Annotated in this window: 17 protein-coding genes; 10 read left to right on the top strand and 7 right to left on the bottom strand. The window is 57.4% G+C overall.

Features of this window, described 5'->3' with window-relative positions; all coding sequences use genetic code 11:
* The first annotated feature begins 17 nt into the window (after positions 1 to 17).
* Entirely contained in the window at positions 18 to 320 is a 303-nt protein-coding gene (locus QPL94_RS20745) for a TM2 domain-containing protein (protein WP_285359790.1), read from the top strand.
* A 59-nt stretch (positions 321 to 379) separates the two neighbouring features.
* The gene (locus tag QPL94_RS20740; RefSeq protein WP_285359789.1) at positions 380 to 1,078 is read left to right on the top strand and encodes a DUF3592 domain-containing protein; all 699 of its coding nucleotides are present in this window, start codon (positions 380 to 382) and stop codon (positions 1,076 to 1,078) included.
* A 42-nt stretch (positions 1,079 to 1,120) separates the two neighbouring features.
* On the opposite strand, the gene metE is transcribed toward QPL94_RS20740, so the two are convergent.
* The gene (gene metE, locus QPL94_RS20735; protein ID WP_285359788.1) at positions 1,121 to 3,394 is read right to left on the bottom strand and encodes a 5-methyltetrahydropteroyltriglutamate--homocysteine S-methyltransferase; all 2,274 of its coding nucleotides are present in this window, start codon (positions 3,392 to 3,394) and stop codon (positions 1,121 to 1,123) included.
* Positions 3,395 to 3,509: 115 nt separating this feature from the next.
* Here metE and QPL94_RS20730 point away from each other — a divergent pair, with 115 nt between their 5' ends.
* The 3 genes from QPL94_RS20730 (at position 3,510) to QPL94_RS20720 (ending at position 6,284) form a co-directional block, all read left to right on the top strand.
* Positions 3,510 to 4,406, top strand: a complete 897-nt coding sequence (locus QPL94_RS20730) for a LysR family transcriptional regulator (RefSeq protein WP_285359787.1) — start codon at positions 3,510 to 3,512, stop codon at positions 4,404 to 4,406.
* A 92-nt stretch (positions 4,407 to 4,498) separates the two neighbouring features.
* Positions 4,499 to 4,891, top strand: a complete 393-nt coding sequence (gene gcvH, locus QPL94_RS20725; protein ID WP_285359786.1) for a glycine cleavage system protein GcvH — start codon at positions 4,499 to 4,501, stop codon at positions 4,889 to 4,891.
* Between the two features lie 196 nt (positions 4,892 to 5,087).
* Positions 5,088 to 6,284 (top strand): class I SAM-dependent rRNA methyltransferase, encoded by a 1,197-nt coding sequence (locus QPL94_RS20720; RefSeq protein ID WP_285359785.1) that lies wholly within the window; start codon positions 5,088 to 5,090, stop codon positions 6,282 to 6,284.
* 206 nt (positions 6,285 to 6,490) lie between these two features.
* On the opposite strand, the gene QPL94_RS20715 is transcribed toward QPL94_RS20720, so the two are convergent.
* Positions 6,491 to 7,147 (bottom strand): histidinol-phosphatase, encoded by a 657-nt coding sequence (locus QPL94_RS20715; RefSeq protein WP_285359784.1) that lies wholly within the window; start codon positions 7,145 to 7,147, stop codon positions 6,491 to 6,493.
* 174 nt (positions 7,148 to 7,321) lie between these two features.
* On the opposite strand from QPL94_RS20715, the gene QPL94_RS20710 reads away from it, so the two are divergent.
* From QPL94_RS20710 to QPL94_RS20700, 3 genes are all read left to right on the top strand, one after another.
* Positions 7,322 to 7,852 carry an RNA pyrophosphohydrolase gene (locus QPL94_RS20710; protein WP_137437999.1) on the top strand — a complete coding sequence of 177 codons (531 nt, stop codon included), beginning with the start codon at positions 7,322 to 7,324 and terminating at the stop codon, positions 7,850 to 7,852.
* A 15-nt stretch (positions 7,853 to 7,867) separates the two neighbouring features.
* Positions 7,868 to 10,174 carry a phosphoenolpyruvate--protein phosphotransferase gene (gene ptsP / locus QPL94_RS20705; RefSeq protein WP_285359783.1) on the top strand — a complete coding sequence of 769 codons (2,307 nt, stop codon included), beginning with the start codon at positions 7,868 to 7,870 and terminating at the stop codon, positions 10,172 to 10,174.
* A gap of 100 nt (positions 10,175 to 10,274) precedes the next feature.
* A complete protein-coding gene (locus QPL94_RS20700; RefSeq protein ID WP_285359782.1) occupies positions 10,275 to 11,516 on the top strand; it encodes a patatin-like phospholipase family protein in 1,242 nt (413 codons plus the stop codon).
* Between the two features lie 61 nt (positions 11,517 to 11,577).
* Here QPL94_RS20700 and hslU read toward each other — a convergent pair whose 3' ends face one another.
* The 5 genes from hslU to QPL94_RS20675 all read right to left on the bottom strand — a co-directional run bounded on the left by hslU (position 11,578) and on the right by QPL94_RS20675 (position 18,225).
* Positions 11,578 to 12,906 carry an ATP-dependent protease ATPase subunit HslU gene (gene hslU / locus QPL94_RS20695; RefSeq protein ID WP_285359781.1) on the bottom strand — a complete coding sequence of 443 codons (1,329 nt, stop codon included), beginning with the start codon at positions 12,904 to 12,906 and terminating at the stop codon, positions 11,578 to 11,580.
* Positions 12,907 to 12,918: 12 nt separating this feature from the next.
* Positions 12,919 to 13,449 (bottom strand): ATP-dependent protease subunit HslV, encoded by a 531-nt coding sequence (hslV, locus tag QPL94_RS20690; protein WP_137437995.1) that lies wholly within the window; start codon positions 13,447 to 13,449, stop codon positions 12,919 to 12,921.
* A 99-nt stretch (positions 13,450 to 13,548) separates the two neighbouring features.
* Positions 13,549 to 14,181 carry an SPOR domain-containing protein gene (locus QPL94_RS20685; RefSeq protein ID WP_285359780.1) on the bottom strand — a complete coding sequence of 211 codons (633 nt, stop codon included), beginning with the start codon at positions 14,179 to 14,181 and terminating at the stop codon, positions 13,549 to 13,551.
* Positions 14,182 to 14,241: 60 nt separating this feature from the next.
* On the bottom strand, positions 14,242 to 15,927 hold the full coding sequence (gene argS, locus QPL94_RS20680) for an arginine--tRNA ligase (RefSeq protein ID WP_285359779.1): 1,686 nt from the start codon (positions 15,925 to 15,927) through the stop codon (positions 14,242 to 14,244).
* 129 nt (positions 15,928 to 16,056) lie between these two features.
* Positions 16,057 to 18,225 (bottom strand): primosomal protein N', encoded by a 2,169-nt coding sequence (locus QPL94_RS20675; protein ID WP_502881567.1) that lies wholly within the window; start codon positions 18,223 to 18,225, stop codon positions 16,057 to 16,059.
* Between the two features lie 264 nt (positions 18,226 to 18,489).
* Between QPL94_RS20675 and rpmE the strand changes: the two genes are divergently transcribed.
* Together rpmE and QPL94_RS20665 are read left to right on the top strand one after the other, a co-directional pair.
* Positions 18,490 to 18,711: a 50S ribosomal protein L31 gene (rpmE, locus tag QPL94_RS20670; protein ID WP_285359858.1), complete on the top strand. Its 222-nt coding sequence runs from the start codon at positions 18,490 to 18,492 to the stop codon at positions 18,709 to 18,711.
* Positions 18,712 to 18,940: 229 nt separating this feature from the next.
* A complete protein-coding gene (locus tag QPL94_RS20665; RefSeq protein WP_285359777.1) occupies positions 18,941 to 20,206 on the top strand; it encodes a malic enzyme-like NAD(P)-binding protein in 1,266 nt (421 codons plus the stop codon).
* Positions 20,207 to 20,274 lie beyond the last annotated feature (68 nt).

Raw genomic sequence — 20,274 nt, 5'->3', positions numbered from 1 at the left:
TTCAAGGAGGAATGCAAATGAACCAACCTGAAAAACGCAAAAACCGACTTCTGGCCCTGTTTCTCGGCGGATTCTTTGGGCTTTTAGGTGCAGATCGCTTTTACCTCGGAAAATGGAAAACGGGCCTGCTCAAGGCAGTGACTCTGGGTGGGGTAGGTATCTGGTGGTTCCTGGATAGCGTCCTGTTGGGTACGGATGCCTTCCTTCATACATTTTGCCGGGACACCGGCTTTGTGAACGATTCCCAGGGGCGCGACCTTAATTATGGTCTTTCATTCTGGCGGTTCAAGAACGGGCAGATCGTCAGAGACTGGCTCTGAGTTAACGGGCCGGGCAATAGAAATGGATTTTTTATTCTGGATTGATCAAGGGAACTGATATGCGTGTTTATGATTTTCTGAAGTACCTGTTTTCTGTGGTGGGCGGTGCTTTGCTCGTTGGAGCTTTTCTCTGGTATCAGAGCACAGTCACTTTTCTGGATGAGGCGTTGGAGGTGCCGGGCGTAGTGACCGACCTGGTCTATTCCCGCTCCGGAGATACCAGTAGTTATTATCCGGTTGTGCAATTTGAAGACGTCAGCGGTCAGTTGACTGAGTTCCAGTCATCATCCGGTAGTAACCCTGCTTCCTACAGCCGTGGTGAACATGTGTCCGTTTTCTATCTGCCTGGAGAGCCGGAGAGCGCCCGCATTAATGGCTTCTTTTCGTTGTGGGGCGGTGCGTTAATTATGGGAATTCTGGGAGGCGCCTTTTTCCTGGTTGGTAGTTTGATGGTGATAGTGCCTTTGATCAGAGAAGGCAGAGGCGCGAAACTGCGAGAGAGTGGTCAGCTCGTGACTGCCCGCATCCAGGGGGTGGAGCAGAATACCAGTCTGGTGATGAACGGCCAGAGCCCGTTCAGGATCGTCACTCAATGGCAGCATCCTGCAACGGCCAAACTCCATGTTTTTCGTAGCGATAATCTGTGGTTCGACCCGACCGATCATATCCCGGGAGAGTCGATCAGCGTTTATATTCGTCCGGACAATCCCAAACGATACTGGGTCGATACCTCCTTCCTGCCCAAAGTGGCATCCTGAACGTCGCTAGGGAGGGGCGTTTTACGCCTCTCCCTTGACGACTCACGCTTCCCGCAGCTCCCGAGCCGCAGCCACCATCCCCCGCAGCGCCGGAATCACCTCATCCCACGAACGGGTTTTCAGCCCGCAGTCCGGGTTAATCCAGAGTCGTTCAGCTGGGATTCGTTCCGCAGCTTTGTTCATCAGCGCGATGATGTGGTCCGTGCCTGGCACATTCGGCGAGTGGATATCGTACACTCCCGGACCAATGTCGTTGGGATACTGGAAGCCCTTGAACGCATCCAGCAACTCCATGTCGGATCTGGAGGTTTCAATGGTGATGACATCCGCGTCCATGCGCGCGATGGCTTCGATGATGTCGTTGAATTCCGAATAGCACATGTGGGTGTGAATCTGGGTTTCGTCTTTCACGCCGTTGGCGGTGATTCGGAAGGCGTCAATGGCCCAGTCCAAGTAGCTCTGCCAGTCGCTCTGGCGCAGGGGCAGACCTTCCCGAAGTGCGGCTTCGTCGATCTGGATGATGTTCACCCCTGCCAGTTCCAGGTCCAGCACTTCCTCCCGGATGGCCAGTGCCAGTTGCAGGCAGGTGTCTTTCCTGGGCTGGTCGTCGCGGACGAAGGACCAGTTCAGGATGGTGACCGGGCCGGTGAGCATGCCTTTCAGGGGCTTGGCGGTCAGGGACTGGGCGTAGCGGATCCATTCCACGGTCATGGCTTCGGGTCGGGAGATGTCGCCGAACAGGATGGGCGGTTTCACGCAGCGTGAACCGTAGGACTGCACCCAGCCGAAGCGGCTGAATACGTAACCTTCCAGTTGCTCGCCGAAATACTCCACCATGTCGTTGCGTTCCGCTTCGCCGTGGACCAGTACGTCCAGGCCAAGTTTTTCCTGTTCGTGGATGCAGTGACGGATTTCGTCGCGGATTCTTGCCTGGTATTCCTCCGGCCCGAGTTCGCCTTTGCGGTATTTGAGCCGCGTCTGGCGGATATCCTTGGTCTGGGGGAAGGAGCCAATCGTGGTTGTGGGGTACTGCGGCAGTTTCAGGTGGCTCGCCTGAATCGCTGAGCGATGCTTATAGTCGCTTTTACGCTGCCCCAGTTCTGGAGTGATCGCCGCAACCGCATTGCGGACCTGTGGGTCGATTACACGTGTGGAGCTCCTACGGCTGAGAATCGCATCCGCATTGCTCTTCAGCCCATCGGCAACGGAATTCCGGCCTTCAGCAAGGGCCGTCGCCAATACCTGCAATTCCTCCAGTTTCTGCCGTGCGAAGGCGAGCCAGGAGCGGATTTCAGGATCCATGGTGGTTTCGCTATCCAGGTCAACCGGCACATGCAGGAGCGAGCAGGACGGTGCCAGCCAGAGCCGCTCCCGCAGTTTTTGGTGCACCGGTTCAAGCCAGTCCAGGGTTGCCTGCAGGTCAGTTTTCCAGATATTGCGACCGTCAATCACGCCCAGGGAGAGTACTTTGTGCCCGGGCAGCCAGTCGGTCACTCGGGCAACTTCGTCTCTTGCATTGATGGCATCCAGGTGCAGGCCGGCAACCGGCAGTTCGCAGGCCAGTTGCAGGTTTTCCCGTAGTTGTCCGAAATAGGTGGTCAATAACAGTTTTACGGGACTGGCCTTGAGGTTGTGGTAGACCAGGTTGAGGGCGTGCCGCCAATCGCCTCCCAGTTCTGTGACCAGGATGGGCTCGTCAATTTGCACCCACTCTGCGCCATTGTCGGCAAGAAGCTGCAGCAGCTCCGCATAGACCGGCAGCAAGTCCTCCAGCAGGCTGAGCCGGTCTGTGTCGTCTTTGGATTTGCCAAGCCAGAGATAGGTGACAGGGCCGATGATTACCGGCTTGGCGTTGACGCCTTCGGCCCTGGCTTCGGCCAGTTGTTCCAGCAAACGCTCAGGATTGAGGCTGAACCGTGTGTTCGCCTCGAATTCAGGGACAATGTAGTGGTAGTTGGTGTCGAACCACTTGGTCATTTCGCCGGCATGGACGCCGCAGCAATCGTCATCAGCCGGGGACCGGCCACGGGCAATGCGGAAGTAGCGGTCAAGGGCGTTCTCGCCGGCCTTGCCGGCACGATCTGGCAGGTTGCCAAGAGTGGCGCTCATGTCGAGTACCTGGTCATAGAGAGAAAAGTCTCCCACCGGTGCCAGCGTCAGTGGTTGCTGGTCCTGCCAGTTGCCGGCGCGGAGCTTCGCTCCGGTTTCCCGCAGGGCTGCTTCGTCCAGCTCGCTTTTCCAGAAACCCTCAAGGGCAAATTTCAGTTCCCGGCGCTCGCCGATCCGGGGAAAACCCAGGTTGTGGGTGGTCACCATGGTGAATCTCCTGTTCGTTGCAATCTCTCAGGCACCAAGGTTAGCGATGATGAGTCATGAAAAATAATGGTATTATCTCATCGAACCATGAATTTAATTCAATATAGAGCTAGCGATGATTGAACGTAACCATCTTGAAATCGTTCGGGAAGTGGATCGGTGTGGTTCCCTGACGGCCGCAGCGAATGCCTTGTGCCTGACGCAGTCTGCACTCAGCCACGCAATAAAAAAGCTGGAGCAGCAGCTTGGCACTGCGGTCTGGGTCCGGGAAGGCCGTAAACTGCGGCCGACACAGTCTGGGCTATATCTGTTGTCGCTGGCGAACCGGCTGTTGCCGCAGTTTGAGCACGCCGAGGAGTTGGTGGGCCAGATCGCCCGGGGCCAGCGGGGTAGCTTGCGGATAGGGATGGAGTGCCATCCCTGTTACCAGTGGTTACTGAAGGTGGTGGGGCCTTACCTGGAGCAGTGGCCGGGTGTGGATGTGGATGTGAAGCAGCGCTTCCAGTTCGGAGGTATCGGGGCACTGTTTGGCTATGACATCGACGTGCTGGTAACGCCGGACCCGTTGCACCGGAAAGGTCTGGTTTATGAGCCCGTCTTTGATTACGAGCAGGTTCTGGTAGTGCCCCGCAGCCACCCGCTGGCCTCGAAACCCTGGGTGGAGCCGGCCGATCTGGAAAGCGAGACCCTGATTACCTATCCGGTAGATGCGGAGCGGCTGGATATCTTTACCCGTTTCCTGGTGCCGGCCCACAGCAGCCCGGCGCGGCACAAAACCATCGAAACCACGGACATCATGCTGCAGATGGTGGCAACCGGGCGCGGCGTCTCGGCGCTGCCCCGGTGGCTGGTGGAGGAGTACGCGCACCAGATGCCGATCACCCCGGTCAGGCTGGGGCAAGAGGGGATCGACAAGCAGATTTTTCTGGGGCTTCGCGAGCGGGATGCGGGTGTGGAGTACTTGCAGTCGTTTATGGCGATGGCCCGTGAGACCACCTGGGGTCTGGCCTGAAACCGGTTTCTCGCGCTACATTGCCCGAGATGTTCGCCGGGGCCTTCTTCTTCGGTTAAAATGCGCGAAATTATTCATCGGGGAATCTGACCATGAGCGAAACACCCTCAGACCTGAAGTACATTGAAACTCACCAGTGGGTGCGTGTGGCCGATGATGGCACCGCAACCGTTGGCATCACGGACTTTGCCCAGGACCAGCTTGGGGATATCGTTTTTATCGGTGTTCCGGATGTGGGGGCGACGGTTACGGGGGCAGAGGAAGCTGGAGTGGCTGAGTCTGTGAAGTCGGCTTCTGATGTGTTCAGTCCGGTGACCGGTGAGGTGATTGAGGTCAATGAGAGCCTAGAGGATGAGCCGGAGAAGGTGAATGAGGATCCTTATGGTGACGGCTGGTTGTTCCGGGTGCGGTTAGCAGATCCCGGCGAGCTGGATGGTCTGATGGATGCCACGGCTTATGCGGAGCATGTTGCTGCCGAGGAGTGATACTGTTTTGCTTTGGAGCATGGCTTAAGCTGGGTGGGCTTTCCAAAACACGCCTCGAGACGTCCCTGTGCGGCTTGAGCTCCGCCATCCATGGCTCCGCACAGTTTTGGAGACCCCGCCCAGCTTAATCCCCCGACTTTGGTGCTGGTTTCGGCTCGACAAGCCTTCCTTTTTTCATTTCTTTAGGCGGTTACTTATGAATTTCCCGGTTTTATACCTTCGCAAAGGCGCCGAGCGCAGGCTCAGGGCTGGCCATCTGTGGGTTTACAGTAATGAGGTGGATACCCGTCGATCGCCGCTGACGGAATTTGAAGCTGGCACGCAGGCTGAGTTGCGTGCTTCCAATGACAAGCCGATGGGGACGGTGTTTGTGAATCCCCATGCGCTGATCTGCGGTCGTCTGATCAGCCGGAATGCTGCCCATGGCATGACGCCTCAGCGTCTGACCGAGCGGATAGAGACGGCGCTGGCGTTGCGGGAGCGGCTGTTTGATAAGCCGTTCTATCGCTGGGTATTTGGTGACAGCGACGGGTTGTCCGGGCTGGTGATTGACCGGTTTGATGATGTGGTGGTGGTCCAGATTTCTACCGCTGGCATGGAGCAGATGAAGGAGTCTATTGTCCGGGCGGTTCAGCGCCTGGCGCATCCACGGGCGATTATCCTCAAGAATGACGGCAAGATGCGTAAGGTGGAGGGGCTGGATGTCTACGTTGAGCAGGCTCACGGCCCGGAAATTGATGTCCTTGCGGTTGAAGAGAACGGGGTACGCTTCGAGGTTCCCATGGAAGGTGGGCAGAAGACGGGTTGGTTCTATGATCACCGCATGAACCGGCAGCGTTTGCAGGCGTATGCACCGGGCAAGCGGGTACTCGATGTATTCAGTTATGTCGGCGGCTGGGGAATCCAGGCGGCCTGTGCAGGGGCAACTCAGGTGACCTGCGTGGACAGCTCCACCAGTGCCATCGATTCGGTTCACCACAATGCGAAGATCAATGGGCTCGACAACATTGAAACCATCGAGGGCGATGCCTTTGACGCCCTGAAGGCGCTGTGTGAGGAGAAGGAAAAGTTTGACATTGTCGTGCTGGACCCGCCGGCGTTGATTCCACGGCGGCGTGACCAGAAGGCCGGGGAAGAGGCTTATGCGCGGTTGAACCAGTTGGGATTGAGGCTGTTGGATCGGGATGGGTTGCTGGTTTCTGCTTCGTGTTCCATGCATCTTTCCCAGGAAAAGCTGACGGATATTATCCGTAGCAGTGGCCGCAAGATTGACCGGTTTGTGCAGTTGTTGGAGCAGGGTCATCAGGCGCCGGATCATCCGGTGGTGCCGGGGATTCCGGAGACGGATTATATCAAGAGTTGTTTTGTTCGGTCTTTGACTGGGTTTCTTTGAGCTTGGGTTGTCAGATTTCGCTGCGCTCTATCCGACCTACGGGGGAGGTCTCAGAACTGGCGGGTTTGCACACAGCTAGGGAAGGACGCAGGGAGGGGGCCCGGGATCGTCAAAAACATGGATGTTTTTGTCGAGCGTACATGGACGTATTCACAGCGTATCCCGGGGCCCCTCCCTGGGGTCTTCCCGGGCAGAATGGCAAGCAGTTAGCCTCTAAGACTCATAATTTTCCAGCCATTTTCTTTTGCAATGCTTTCAAGTGTTGGATCCGGATCGACCGCTACCGGATTATCGACTTTACGAAGCAGGGGAGCATCATTGTGGGAGTCGCTGTAAAACCAGGCGCCTTCAAGGCTTTCTCCTGTTGATTCAAGCCAGTCGTGCAAACGGGTCACTTTGCCATCCTGAAAGCTGGGAACACCTGCAACCTCTCCCGTATAACGCCCATTGACCAGTTCCGGCTCCGTTGCAATCAGATGTTCAATACCAAGTAGTTCCGCCACTGGCTCCGTTACAAACCGGTTGGTGGCAGTGATAATAAGCAATGTGTGGCCCTGCGCCCGGTGGCTGTCCAGTAACTCTGCGGCGCTGGTCTGCATCATCGGCCGGATTTTCTTCTCGACGAATTCCTTCCGCCAGGTCAGTAACTGCTTCATGTCGTGGCGTGCCAGCGGCTGCAGGGCGAAGCTCAGGTAGTGCAGGATATCCAGCTCGCCGTTCAGGTATTCCTGGTAGAACTTATCATTGGCTTTTTGATATTCATCCGCGTCCACAATGGATTCTTCCACCAGGAATTCACCCCAGGCATGGTCGCTGTCCCCGGCGAGCAGGGTGTTATCAAGGTCAAAAATCGCAAGGGTCAACGTCAGTACCTCCGGCTGGAAGGGGGAATGTCACAGAGGCGACAGTCTACCATGACATGCCGCCGCCGACTCCGTTTGCCGAAGCCTTGGGATTCTGTAAGAATGAGAGCAACTTGGATAAATCCGGCCGGTGAATTTTTAATCCGGCCTACCGACTTTTAAAAGGACTGTGCCGTGATAGATTCAGACGGTTTCAGACCCAATGTCGGAATCATTCTGGCCAATCACAGGGGGGAAGTCCTCTGGGCAAGGCGAATAGGGCAGGACTCCTGGCAGTTCCCTCAAGGTGGTATCAAGCACAACGAATCACCGGAGGAGGCTCTCTACAGGGAGCTGGCAGAGGAAATTGGTCTCGGGACAGACGATGTGGAAGTCATCAGCTGCACCCGTGGCTGGCTGAGATACCGCCTCCCTCGCAGGATGGTGCGGCACAATTCGCACCCGATCTGCGTGGGACAAAAACAGAAATGGTTCCTGCTGAGGATGCTTTCGCCGGATGCGCAGGTACGCGTAGACGGCACAGACTCACCGGAATTCGACGGCTGGCAGTGGGTCAGTTACTGGTACCCGCTAGGGCAGGTCGTCTCGTTCAAACGTGAAGTCTATCGACGTGCGCTGCGAGAACTCGCGCCGCGGCTGTTCTATAACATGGAGCAGTGGCACCGGAGCGAGCAGGCCCGGCGTACGAAGGATCAACAGAAATGACGGATTGAAGCCGCCATGCTGAGCATACTGCGAAGTCTTGTACAAGAGGTAAACAGCGCCCGCGATTTGCAGGAGGCGCTGGATATCATCGTTTCGCGGGTGCAGAAAGCCATGGACACCGAAGTATGTTCGGTTTACCTGCTTGATCCGGCCACTAACCGCTACATACTGATGGCCACAGAGGGCCTGTACCAACAAGCTGTCGGGCAGGTCAGCCTGGGCTATTCCGAGGGCCTGATCGGCCTGGTGGGCTCCCGCGAAGAGCCCATCAACCTTGAGGATGCCCCTTCGCACCCCCGTTACCGCTATTTTCCGGAGACCGGTGAAGAGCGTTTCCGCTCGTTCCTCGGTGTGCCCATCATTCACCATCGCCGTGTTCTCGGTGTTCTGGTCGTCCAGCAACGGGAAAGTTCACGCTGTTTTGATGAAGGCGAAGAGGCCTTCCTGGTAACCGTGTCGGCGCAGTTGGCCGGAGTGATCGCCCACAGCGAGGCAACAGGCGCTATCAGCGGCCTTTCCCTGACGGGTGAAGAGGCAACGGATGTCAGTTTCAGTGGTGTGCCCGGCGCGCCCGGTGTTGCCATCGGCAAGGGCGTAGTGGTCTACCCGGCGGCGGATCTGGACGTTGTACCGGAAAAACCCACCGATGATGTCGAGCTGGAATTGTCGTTGTTCAATGGCGCGGTCACCGCGGTTCGCGAAGACATTGAGCGGGTTGCGGCCCGGCTGGCTTCGCAGCTGCGCCCCGAAGAGCAGGCCCTGTTTGACGTCTATCTTCGCATGCTTGGTGACGATGCCATGCCGGGCGAGGTGTCCAACCGCATCAAGGAAGGTTTCTGGGCCCAGGGCGCCCTGAAGCAGGTGGTGCAGCAGTATGTGCGCCACTTTGAAATGATGGAAGACCATTACCTGCAGGAGCGGGCGGTGGATATCCGTGACCTGGGCCGCCGTTTGCTGTCCCACCTGCAGGAAGGGGAGCAGAAAGACACGGTTTATCCCGATAACACGGTACTGGTCAGCGAAGAGCTGACCCCGGCCATGCTTGGAGAGGTCCCCAAGGGGAAACTGGTCGGTCTGGTGTCGGTGAAGGGGTCGAGCAACTCCCACGTCGCCATTCTTGCCCGCGCCATGGGTGTGCCAACGGTCATGGGGCTGGTGGATATTCCGGTGAACCAGCTGGATGGCAAGGATCTGATTGTCGATGGCTTTGAAGGGCAGATCTTTGCGTCGCCCTCTGCGGATTTGCGGAATTTCTACCAGGAGATCTGTGAAGAGGAAGATGAGCTGGTCAAAGGGTTGGAGGCGCTGCGGGACTTGCCGTGCGAAACCACGGATAACCATCGCGTATCGTTGCTGGTGAACACCGGGCTGATGACCGATGTGGTGCGCTCGCTCAGCCACGGTGCCGAGGGTATCGGCCTGTACCGCACGGAAGTGCCTTTCATGATCAAGGACCGCTTCCCCTCTGAACATGAGCAAAGGGAGTACTATCGCGAGCAACTGGAAGCGTTTGCTCCGAACCCGGTCACCATGCGCACGCTGGACATCGGCGGCGACAAGGCCCTGACCTACTTCCCGATTCAGGAAGAGAATCCCTTTCTGGGCTGGCGTGGTATCCGCGTAACCCTGGACCATCCGGAGATTTTTCTGGTCCAGGTGCGGGCGATGCTCAAGGCGAGCGAGGGTTTGAACAACCTTCAGATCATGTTGCCGATGATCAGCAATATTTCCGAAGTGGAAGAGTCGCTGCACCTGATCTACAGGGTGTACCACGAGGTCAGGGAAGAGGGCTTCAACATTCACATGCCCAAGGTAGGGGTGATGGTTGAAATACCGGCTGCGGTATACCAGATTCGGGAGCTGGCGGATCGTGTCGATTTCCTGTCCGTTGGGTCCAACGACCTGACCCAGTACCTGCTGGCGGTGGATCGCAATAACCCGCGTGTGGCCCAGCTTTATCATTCCTATCATCCAGCCGTGTTGCAGGCACTTGTTCGGGTTGCCCAGGATGCTCATGCGGTGGGCAAACCGGTGGGCATCTGTGGCGAACTGGCGGGGGACCCGGGTGGTGCCCTGCTGCTGATGGCCATGGGGTACGACTCCCTGTCCATGAATGCGGCCAGCCTGCCCAAGGTCAAGTCGGTCATCCGCAGTGTCAGCCGCGAATGGGCAGCCCAGTTACTTGAGGATGTGCTCTTGCTGGACTCACCCCATGTTATCAAGAGCTGTGTGGACTTGGCGCTTCGCAATGCCGGCTTTGGTCGTTATCTGCGGCCGGGCAAGTCAAGCTCTGTAGCCCATGCCGAAAAGGCCCTTTCCTGATGGCTTGCGACCACCGGCACCCATATAGGGTGTGCACTCTAAAATGGCCTGTTACGGTAGCCGGTATTAGCCAACAGTACCCGCAAGGGGATAACGAATAATGGCAACGACCACAGCAATCAAGCCCCGCCCCCGCATCGGTCTCGCACTGGGAGGCGGTGGTCCTCTGGGCGGTATCTACGAAATCGGGGCATTGCGTGCGCTTGATGAGGCACTGGACGGGCTCGATTTTAACGACATTGATGTGTATGTCGGCGTGAATGCCGGGTCTTTTGTGGCTGCCAACCTGGCCAATCAGATGACGACGGCCCAGTTGTGCCGTATTTTTGTGCGCAACGAGGCAGAAGTTCACCCATTTCATCCGGAAGTATTCTACCGGCCGGCGTTCCGGGAACTGGGCGGCCGATTTCTGGCGGTGCCCGGTCTGGTCACCACTGCGGTTCGCCGGTTTATAAATAACCCCTATGACCAGAGCTTGCTGGAAGCGATGACGATCCTTGCGCAGGCTGCGCCAGCCGGGTTGTTCGACAACGAGGGCCTGCATGAATACCTGCAGCGGGCCTTTACCATGCTGGGCCGTACCAATGATTTCCGGCAGCTTCGTCGCAGCTTGTACATTGTGGCGGCGGACGTGGAAAGTACCGAGGCCGTCTGTTTCGGTGCCCCGGGCTTTGACCATGTGCCTATTTCCAGGGCGATCCAGGCCAGCATGTCTTCCCCTGGCATCTATGTTCCGGTCACCATCGACGGGCGTTACTATGTAGACGGCACCCTGAGAAAAGGCCTGCATGCCTCTGTCGCTTTCGAAGATGGAGCGGATCTGGTTTTTGCAGTGAATCCCCAGGTGCCGATCGATGCCAGTGCGGCGGTTCGTGCCGGCACCATGGCGCCAGGGGAACTGACCCGCTCCGGCATGCCCCGTCTCTTGTCCCAGATGTTCCGCACCATGGTTTATTCCCGCATGCAGTCCGGTATTGCCCAGTATGCGCGGGATTATCCTGACAAGGATATCCTGCTGTTTGAACCGACCCGGGACGATGCCAAGCTGTTTTTCTCGAACGTGTTCAGTTTCCAGTCCCGCCGCATGGTGTGTGAGCACGCCTACCAGATGACCCGGCGTGACCTGTTGAATCGTGCGGATGAACTGGAGCCCAAGCTGGCGAAGTATGGTATCCGCCTGCGCAGAGACCGCCTGGAAGATGAACAGCGCACCATCAGCACCAGTCTGTATGGTGAGATGTTGCCGCTCTATGTGGCAAAGGGGCGCAAAAAGAAAGCCCAGAAAGGTCGTTTGGCGACCGGGCTGGATAATGTTACCGAGCTTTTCAACAAGGCACTTTGAAGGGTACTGAAGTATGAGCAGGGGCGGCCGGAAGGCACGCCCCGCTTGAACGAAGCCCGGCTCAGAGAATATAGCGGCTGAGGTCTTCGTCCTCCGCCAGTTCGCCCAGCTTCTCATCCACAAACGCCGCGGTTACTTCGAAGGTTTCGGTAACCTGGTCACCGGCTTCAAACGACAGACTTTCCAGCAGCCGCTCCAGCACCGTATGCAGGCGTCGGGCACCGATATTCTCGGTGGTTTCGTTGACCTTGTAGGCAACTTCCGCGATACGGGCGATGGCGTCTTCCGTGAACGTCAGCGTGACGCCTTCAGTGGCCATCAGTGCCTCGTATTGCTGCACCAGCGAAGCATCCGGCTCGGTCAGGATGCGCTTGAAGTCGTCCGGGGTCAGCGCCTGCAGTTCAACCCGGATTGGCAGACGGCCCTGTAGCTCCGGGATCAGGTCTGACGGCTTGGATAGATGGAAGGCACCGGATGCGATGAACAGAATGTGATCGGTGCGCACCGCGCCATACTTGGTGCTGACGGTACTGCCTTCAATCAGCGGCAGAAGGTCTCGTTGCACGCCTTCACGGGAAACGTCTGACGAGGTATTTTCTGAGCGCTTGGCCACCTTGTCGATTTCATCGAGAAAGACAATGCCGTTCTGTTCAACACTCAGTATGGCCTTTTGCTTGATCTCTTCTTCGTTAACCAGTTTTGCCGCTTCCTCATCGCGAACCTGCTTCATGGCATCCGCCACTTTCATCTTGCGGGTCTTGCGCTTTTCCGAGGACATGCTTGAGAACATGTTCTGCAGCTGGCTGGTCATCTCCTCCATACCGGGAGGCGCCATGATTTCAACGCCGGCACCGCTATTGCGCAGGTCAACTTCGATCTCCTTGTCGTCCAGTTCACCCTCACGCAGTTTCTTGCGGAACAACTGGCGAGTTGAGGAGTCGTCAGTTCTCTGGCTGTCTTCCTTGAGATCCCGGGGTGGCGGTAGAAGGGCATCCAGGATGCGTTCCTCGGCAGCGTCCATGGCGCGATGCTCGTGGCGTTTCATTTCCTTCTCGCGCAGCATCTTGATGGCCATATCCGCCAGGTCGCGGATAATGGACTCCACGTCCCGGCCTACGTAGCCCACTTCAGTAAACTTGGTGGCTTCCACTTTCAGAAAGGGGGCGTCCGCCAGTTTGGCAAGCCTGCGCGCTATCTCGGTTTTACCGACACCGGTGGGGCCAATCATCAGAATATTCTTCGGTGTGATTTCCTCGCGCAGCCCGCTTTCCAGCTGCATCCGACGCCAGCGGTTGCGCAGGGCAATGGCAACGGAGCGTTTGGCCTCTTCCTGGCCCACGATGTGTTTGTTGAGCTCGTGAACAATTTCACGGGGGGTCATTGCAGACATGCTAGCTCCGGATCAGTCGTTGGCTGACAGCACTTCAAGGGTGCGATTGTGGTTGGTGTAGATGCAGATGTCGGCCGCGATATCCAGGCCCTTCTCCACAATCTCGCTGGCTTTCAGGTCGGTGTTCTCCAGCAGGGCCCTCGCTGACGCCTGGGCAAACGGGCCACCGGAGCCAATGGCGATCAGCCCCTGCTCCGGTTCGATCACGTCACCGTTGCCAGTGATGATCAGAGACGCCGTCTTGTCGGCAACTGCCAGCAGGGCTTCCAGCCGGCGCAGGGCACGATCCGTGCGCCAGTCCTTCGCCAGCTCCACTGCCGCACGGGTGAGGTTGCCCTGGTGTTTTTCCAGCTGGGCCTCGAAGCGTTCAAACAGTGTAAAGGCATCGGCTGTGCCGCCTGCGAAGCCGGCCAGCACCTGGTCGTTATAGAGTCGGCGAACCTTGCGGGCATTGCCCTTCATTACGGTATTGCCGAGGGAGACCTGGCCGTCGCCACCCATGGCAACTTCGTCGTCACGCCTGACAGAAAGTATGGTAGTCATTCTGGCTCCACTTGCCTGATAGAAAACAGTATTCAGCAGTTATGGAGGCGGGTGCCCGGTTTTCAAGGGCTGGAAGCAAGAGAGAGTCCGGAGGGCCGTTCAGCCCTCCTTGGGGATTTTCCGGACCAGCGGCTGGATGTTCAGCTTGACCAGTTTGTCGATGGCGGCGTTCATCTGGCTGCGGGAGCTGAACGGACCCACATTGACTCGATACCAGGTGCTGCCGCTGTCAAGGTCAATGCGTTTGACCTTGGCTCGCAAGCCCTGGAAGGCAATCTCTGCGCGCTGTCTTTCCGCATCTTCCTGTTTACGAAAGGAGCCGGTTTGCACGAGGTAATCAAACGTTTGCTGACTGGGCCCCGGGGTATATTCTTCCACGTCTGGCGGAATAACTTCGGAGTCGGGCAGCATATCGTAGAAGCGAAACCCCGGTTTTTCATCACTGGCGGTAGTGTCCGGTGCCTGTTCCTCGGTCGCAGGTGGCTGAGCCGGCGCCCTTTTTGATGGCTGCTGGTCGGGTGTTGGCAGGGAATTCAGATAGGCAATAAAGCCGATAAATCCACCAACGGCTGCCAGTGACAGTATCCAACGTAAGGACAGGCCGCCATGTTGGGCCTTCGCCGCTGCCGGGCGTTTGGCCGGCGGTTTTTGCCTCCGCGCCGGTCTCGCAGCTTTGGTCGGTGTTGCCGACTTGCTGGCCGGTCTGTGTTTGCGGGCGTAATCTCGGGACATGCCGGGTGATTTCCTGTTGCTTGCCTGGGTGTTCAGATCTGTGGCGAAGAGCCGTAACCGCTACATTTCTTCCGGTGCACTCACCCCTAGCAGGTCAAGGCCATTGGCAATCACCTGTCTGATAGCAAGATACAACGTTACCCGCGCATCCCGCACTGCCGTATCCTCGATCAACACCTTGTGGGCGTTGTAATAGGTGTGGAACTGCCCGGCCAGGTCCCGCAGGTAATGGGTAAGATGATGTGGCTCCCGCAGCTTCGCGGAACTCTCGATCAGCTCAGGGTATTTTGCCAACTGATTTGCCAGATCCTTCTCTTCATCAAGCGTCAGCAGGGACAGGTCGCCCACACACTCGTTCAATCCGCGCTCAACCCCTTCCTCTTTCAGCTTTCTCAGTACACTGCAGATCCGCGCATGGGCATACTGGATGTAATAGACCGGATTTTCATTGGTCTGGGAGCGCGCCAGGTCGATATCGAAGGTCAACTGGGAATCCACCCGGCGTGCCGCCAGGAAAAAGCGGGTAGCGTCACGGCCCACTTCGTCGATCAGGTCTCGAACGGTGACGTAGCTGCCAGCCCGCTTGGAAATCTTCACTTCCTGGCCGGAACGGGTCACCATCACCATCTGGTGCAGTACGTAGTCTGGCCAGCCCTGAGGGATGCCGGCGTTCAGCGCCTGCAGGCCGGCACGAACCCGGGTGACGGTGGAGTGATGGTCTGCGCCCTGTTCATTGATGACGGTGGTAAACCCCCGCTGCCACTTGTCCAGGTGATAGGCCACATCGGGCAGGAAGTAGGTGTAGCCCCCGTCCTTCTTGCGCATCACGCGGTCTTTATCGTCACCGAACTCGGTGGTTTTCAGCCACATGGCGCCTTCGTGTTCGTAGGTATAACCGTTTTCCTGCAGTCGCTCGACAGTCTGCTCCACCTTGCCATCCTCATACAGGGATGACTCCAGGAAGTAGACGTCGAACTCCACCCCAAAGGCTTTCAGGTCCAGGTCCTGTTCACGGCGCAGGTAAGCAACGGCGAATTCCCGGATGGCTTGCTGATCGTCCGGGTCAGCCTTGCCGGTGACTTCCCGGTCGTCCGCGGTAACGGTTTCCCCGGCCATGTATGCATTGGCCACGTCTGTGATGTAAGCACCACGGTAGCCGTCGGCGGGCCAATTATCGTCTTCTGGTGTCAGCCCTTTTACCCGCGACTGAACGGACAGCGCCAGGTTGTTGATCTGGGCACCGGCGTCGTTGTAGTAAAACTCACGGGTAACGTCGTAACCGTTGGCTTCCAGCAGGCGGCTCAGGCAGTCACCGATAGCGGCACCGCGGCCGTGACCCACATGAAGGGGGCCGGTGGGGTTGGCAGACACAAACTCCACCTGAACCTTTTCATTCTTCCCACTGTTATTGCGGCCGTATTGTCCGGCCTGGGCAAGAGTCGTGTTTACCACCTCAAAAGCGCTGGCGGTGCTCATGAAAAAGTTGATAAACCCCGGACCGGCAATCTCCACCTTCTCCACCGCTGCACTTTCCGGCAGTCTTTCCACCAGTGCCTCTGCCAGCTTTCGCGGCGGACAGCCGGCCGCCTTTGACGCTACCAGGGCAATGTTGCAGGCGTAGTCACCATGGGATTTGTCCTTGGTGTTGCCTACCTGCGGTGTGAAAGTCTGGTCTGCGGGCAGTGTGCCTTCGGATTGAAGGGTCGCCAGTGCAGACTGGAGCAGTTCGGATACGGTCTCTTTCATGCTGTCGGATGACTCGGGTTACAGGAGAATTGGAGAACGGCGGCAAGCAGCCCGCCGGGGAATCGAAGGGCGCTATTATCGCGGAAAGTGTCGCTGCAAGCAAAAGCCGCGAGTCTGACTTTTATAGAATTACCCAGTCTCCTGGGGGTCTACATCAATCATCCATTTCAGGCCCGAAGGCTGTTTGCTTTGGTCCAGTGTTTCGCAAATGCGGGCTAGCTGGCGGTTCAGGTGTTTGCGATTGTTGCAGAGCAGAACCAGTTGCGCTCGGTGTCGATCAGCCCGGCGGGCTATCAGAGCGGGGAGGGGGCCCCAGATTTCAATCCTGCTGGAGAGCGCCTGTGGCTTGATGCTGTCGAGTAGCTGAAGGCTCTTTTCCATGGTTTCCGCCTCTGCCCTGAAAATGGCCATGGCGCGGTAGGGCGGCAGCTGTCCGGTTTCCCGCTCGGCGAGCATCTGGTCAGCAACGGGGAGGTAGTAACCTTCGGCCAGAGACCGCAGCAGTGGGTGGTCGCTGTGGCAGGTCTGTATCAGTACTTCACCGGATTTTTCTCCGCGGCCTGCTCGTCCACTGACCTGAAGCAATGTCTGGATCAACTGTTCAGGCGCGCGGAAGTCCACGCTGAATAGGCCGCCGTCTGCATTGACCACAACCACTAAGGTGACGTTCGGAAAGTCATGCCCCTTGGCCAGCATTTGTGTGCCTACCAGAATGCAGGGGCGCCCGCTGTTCACTTTTTCGAGAATGCCCTGAATGCTGCCTTTACGCTGGGTGCTGTCCCGGTCTACCCGTACCACAGGCGTATCAGGGAACTGCGTGGTCAGAATGTCTTCGGTGCGCTCGGTACCCTGGCCGACCGGTTTGAAGGCGTCGCTGTTGCACTTCGGGCAGTGGTCCGTGGCTGCGGCCTGGAAATCGCAATGGTGACAGCGCATGGCGCGATCGCGGCGGTGATAGGTAAGGCGTGTGTCGCACCGGGGGCATTCAACCATGTGGCCGCAGTCAAAACACATCATGATGGGGGCGAACCCCCTGCGGTTTACGAACACCAGTGCCTGCTGGCCATCCTGGAGGCATTTTTCTATAGCTTGCAGGGCAGGCCGGGACAGTCCGCCTTCTAGCGGGCGGCTGCGGATATCCAAAAGCTTGATGTGTGGGGGTCGGGCGTTGCCTGCCCGTTCTTCCAGTTTGATCAGCGAGTACTTGCCGGTAAGGGCGTTATGATATGACTCCATGGAAGGTGTGGCTGAGCCAAGAATGACGGGGCAGTTGTTGAGATGAGCACGATAGACTGCGGTATCTCGCCCAGAGTAACGAAACCCCTCTCCCTGCTTGTAGGAGCTGTCGTGCTCTTCATCCACGATGATGGTTTTCAGGTTGGTAAAGGGCAGTAATACGGCGGAACGGGTCCCGATCATGATAACCGGTTCTCCGCTGCGGACCTTGAGCCAGGTGGATACCCGCTCCCCATCATTCAGGGCCGAATGCCACACCACGATACGTGACCCGAAGTAATGCTGAAAACGCGCGACGGTTTGGGGAGTCAGGTTGATTTCCGGCACTAACACCAATGCCTGCCCCCTGTCACCGAGGAAGTGCTTCAGATAATAAAGGTAAAGCTCGGTTTTGCCGCTTCCGGTGATGCCGTATAACAGGGACGCAGCAAAGCCATTTTCAGGCAGGGGAAGCTGGTCTGCAGCATCAAGCTGTGCCTCGGAAAGCTTGGGGATCCGGTTGCGGATCTCGGCGGGCACGCCGGCAGACTCAGGCTGCGAGGCTTCAACTATAAGCTCCTTGCCCTGAAGGCTCTTGATCTGAGGCTGGGTGAAACCTGCCTGCACGATCTGTCTGGCGCTGACGCTTCCCGGCTGGCGTTGAAGCCAGGCGAGAAGTTCTCTTTGTCTTGTTGCATTGCCAGGCAGAACAGCAGGGTCACCGCAGGCTTGCCAGTAGGCCTCTTTTTTCTCAACTGCCGGCCGTCCGCGTCTAAGAGCCGGTGGTAGTGCGGTAAAAAGGCATTCACCCAGGGGGTGCTGGTAGTAATCCGCCGCCCAGCTCAGCAGCTGTAACGTTTCTTTTGGCAGTGCGGGCCATTCTTCGCAGGCCGACGTTACCGGTTTCAGGGTAATACCCTCTGGCGGTTGGGCCTCCGTGTCGGCGACCAGTCCGGTGGCGGACTGCCGCCCAAAGGGCACCGTCACGCGCTGGCCCTTTTGCAGAACCATGTGGTCCGGCACCAGGTAATCAAACAGCCGCCGGAGAGGACGGTTCAGTGCTATGCGCGCGGTTCGGGGCACATGGGGCTCCATGGGGGTTAAGGTGTCACGGTATCTGCCTATCCTGTTCTATGCCTTCAAAGCAGCGCATCCCTAAGGGGCGGGACGATTAAGGCGGTCCGGGGCTTGCCTGATACCATAATTGCAAGTAAGATTCGCGGTCTGTTTCCGGCAGGGCATGATTGTGCCCCGTCTTGTCAATTGATTCAAACGTGCGGTGCCTGACACCCGGAGCGATTCGGGCTCCCGTGATCAGGTAGCGGCATGACCCGACAGAGGTTCGCCATGAAAGAAGGTATTCACCCCAAGTACGAAGACATCAACGTTACCTGCTCCTGCGGTAACGTCTTCAAGACCCGCTCTACCTACACTCAGGATCTGCAGCTGGATGTGTGTTCCCAGTGCCACCCATTCTACACTGGCAAGCAGAAAGTGATGGATACCGGCGGCCGCATCGATCGCTTCCAGAAGCGCTTCGGTGGTCGTATCGGCGGCAAGAAAGACTGATCCGGGTACTGATGTCGAAAAAAGCGCCTTTCGGGGCGCTTTTTTTGTGTCTGTCGGTTGTTCCTACGGGCGCCATTTTATGGGCGTGTACGCAAAATGGCTTATTGACTGGTCACGAAATGGCCAGTTGGGCCTTGTCTGATACAGACCTTCGCGCCATAATGTCGCGCTCCGCTGGGCAAGGCCCGGTGGCTTTTACCTCTTAAACGTGACAAACGGAACAGTGGCAATGTCTCAAGATCTGAAAGAAGCAGCCCTTGAATATCACGCCAAGCCGCGGCCTGGTAAGCTGAGTGTTGAAATCACCAAGCCCACCAAGACCTCCCGCGACCTTTCCCTGGCGTACAGCCCCGGGGTTGCAGAGCCGGTCCGCGAGATCGCGAAGGACCCAGAGAACGCATACAAATATACTGCCAAGGGTAACCTGGTCGCCGTTATTTCTGACGGCTCCGCTATTCTTGGTCTGGGTAACCTCGGCCCCCTGGCGAGCAAGCCGGTAATGGAAGGCAAGGGCGTACTGTTCAAGCGCTTTGCCGGCATTGACGTCTTCGATATCGAAGTCAATTCCGAAAGTCCCCAGGCATTTATCGAAACTGTTGAGCGTATTGCTGACACCTTCGGCGGCATTAACCTGGAAGATATCAAGGCTCCCGAGTGTTTTGAAATTGAGCGGGCCCTGATTGAGAAGTGCAATGTGCCCGTCTTCCACGATGATCAGCACGGTACCGCCATCGTAACGGCAGCCGGCATGATTAACGCACTTGAGCTTCAGGGCAAGAAGATTGAAGAAGCGAAGGTCGTGTGTCTTGGTGCTGGTGCGGCCGCCATCGCCTGCATGAAGCTGCTGATCAGCTGCGGTGTGCGCTCCGAGAATATCTTCATGCTGGATCGTAAGGGTGTAATTCACTCTGGCCGTGAAGACCTGAACCAGTACAAGGCGATGTTCGCCAATGACACCGACAAGCGCACGCTTGATGATGCGATGGATGGTGCCGATGTATTCCTTGGTCTTTCTGGTCCCGATCTGGTAACTGCTGAACAGCTCAAGCTGATGGCGCCGAATCCGATCGTGTTTGCCTGCTCTAACCCGGATCCGGAAATCAGCCCGGAAGTGGCTCTGGCCACCCGTGATGACCTGATCATGGCAACAGGTCGTTCCGATTACCCGAATCAGGTAAACAATGTGCTGGGCTTCCCGTTTATCTTCCGGGGTGCTCTGGACGTGCGGGCGACTGCGATCAATGAAGAAATGAAAGTGGCGGCGGTTCACGCGATTCGCGAACTGGCCAAGGAGCCGGTTCCTCAGGAAATCTGTGAAGCCTATGACGTTGCAAGCTTTGAGTTTGGTCGGGAATACATCATTCCCAAGCCGATGGATGTGCGCCTGCTGGAAGTTGTTCCAGCTGCGGTTGCGCGTGCAGCAGTTGACTCAGGCGTGGCTCGCAATGGCTATCCCGCCCATTACCCGCTGAAGTCGATGGACGATATCATCTGATATAGCTATAGCGTCCCCGGGCTTTCCGGCAATAAAAAAAACCGGCGGAGACAATTCCGCCGGTTTTT

Origin of the sequence: Marinobacter sp. SS13-12 (assembly GCF_030227115.1) — a bacterium.
In the GTDB taxonomy this organism is placed as follows: Bacteria; Pseudomonadota; Gammaproteobacteria; order Pseudomonadales; family Oleiphilaceae; genus Marinobacter.
The sequence above is the reverse complement of the archived record's forward strand: the minus strand, read 5'-3'. Positions and strand labels throughout refer to the sequence as shown.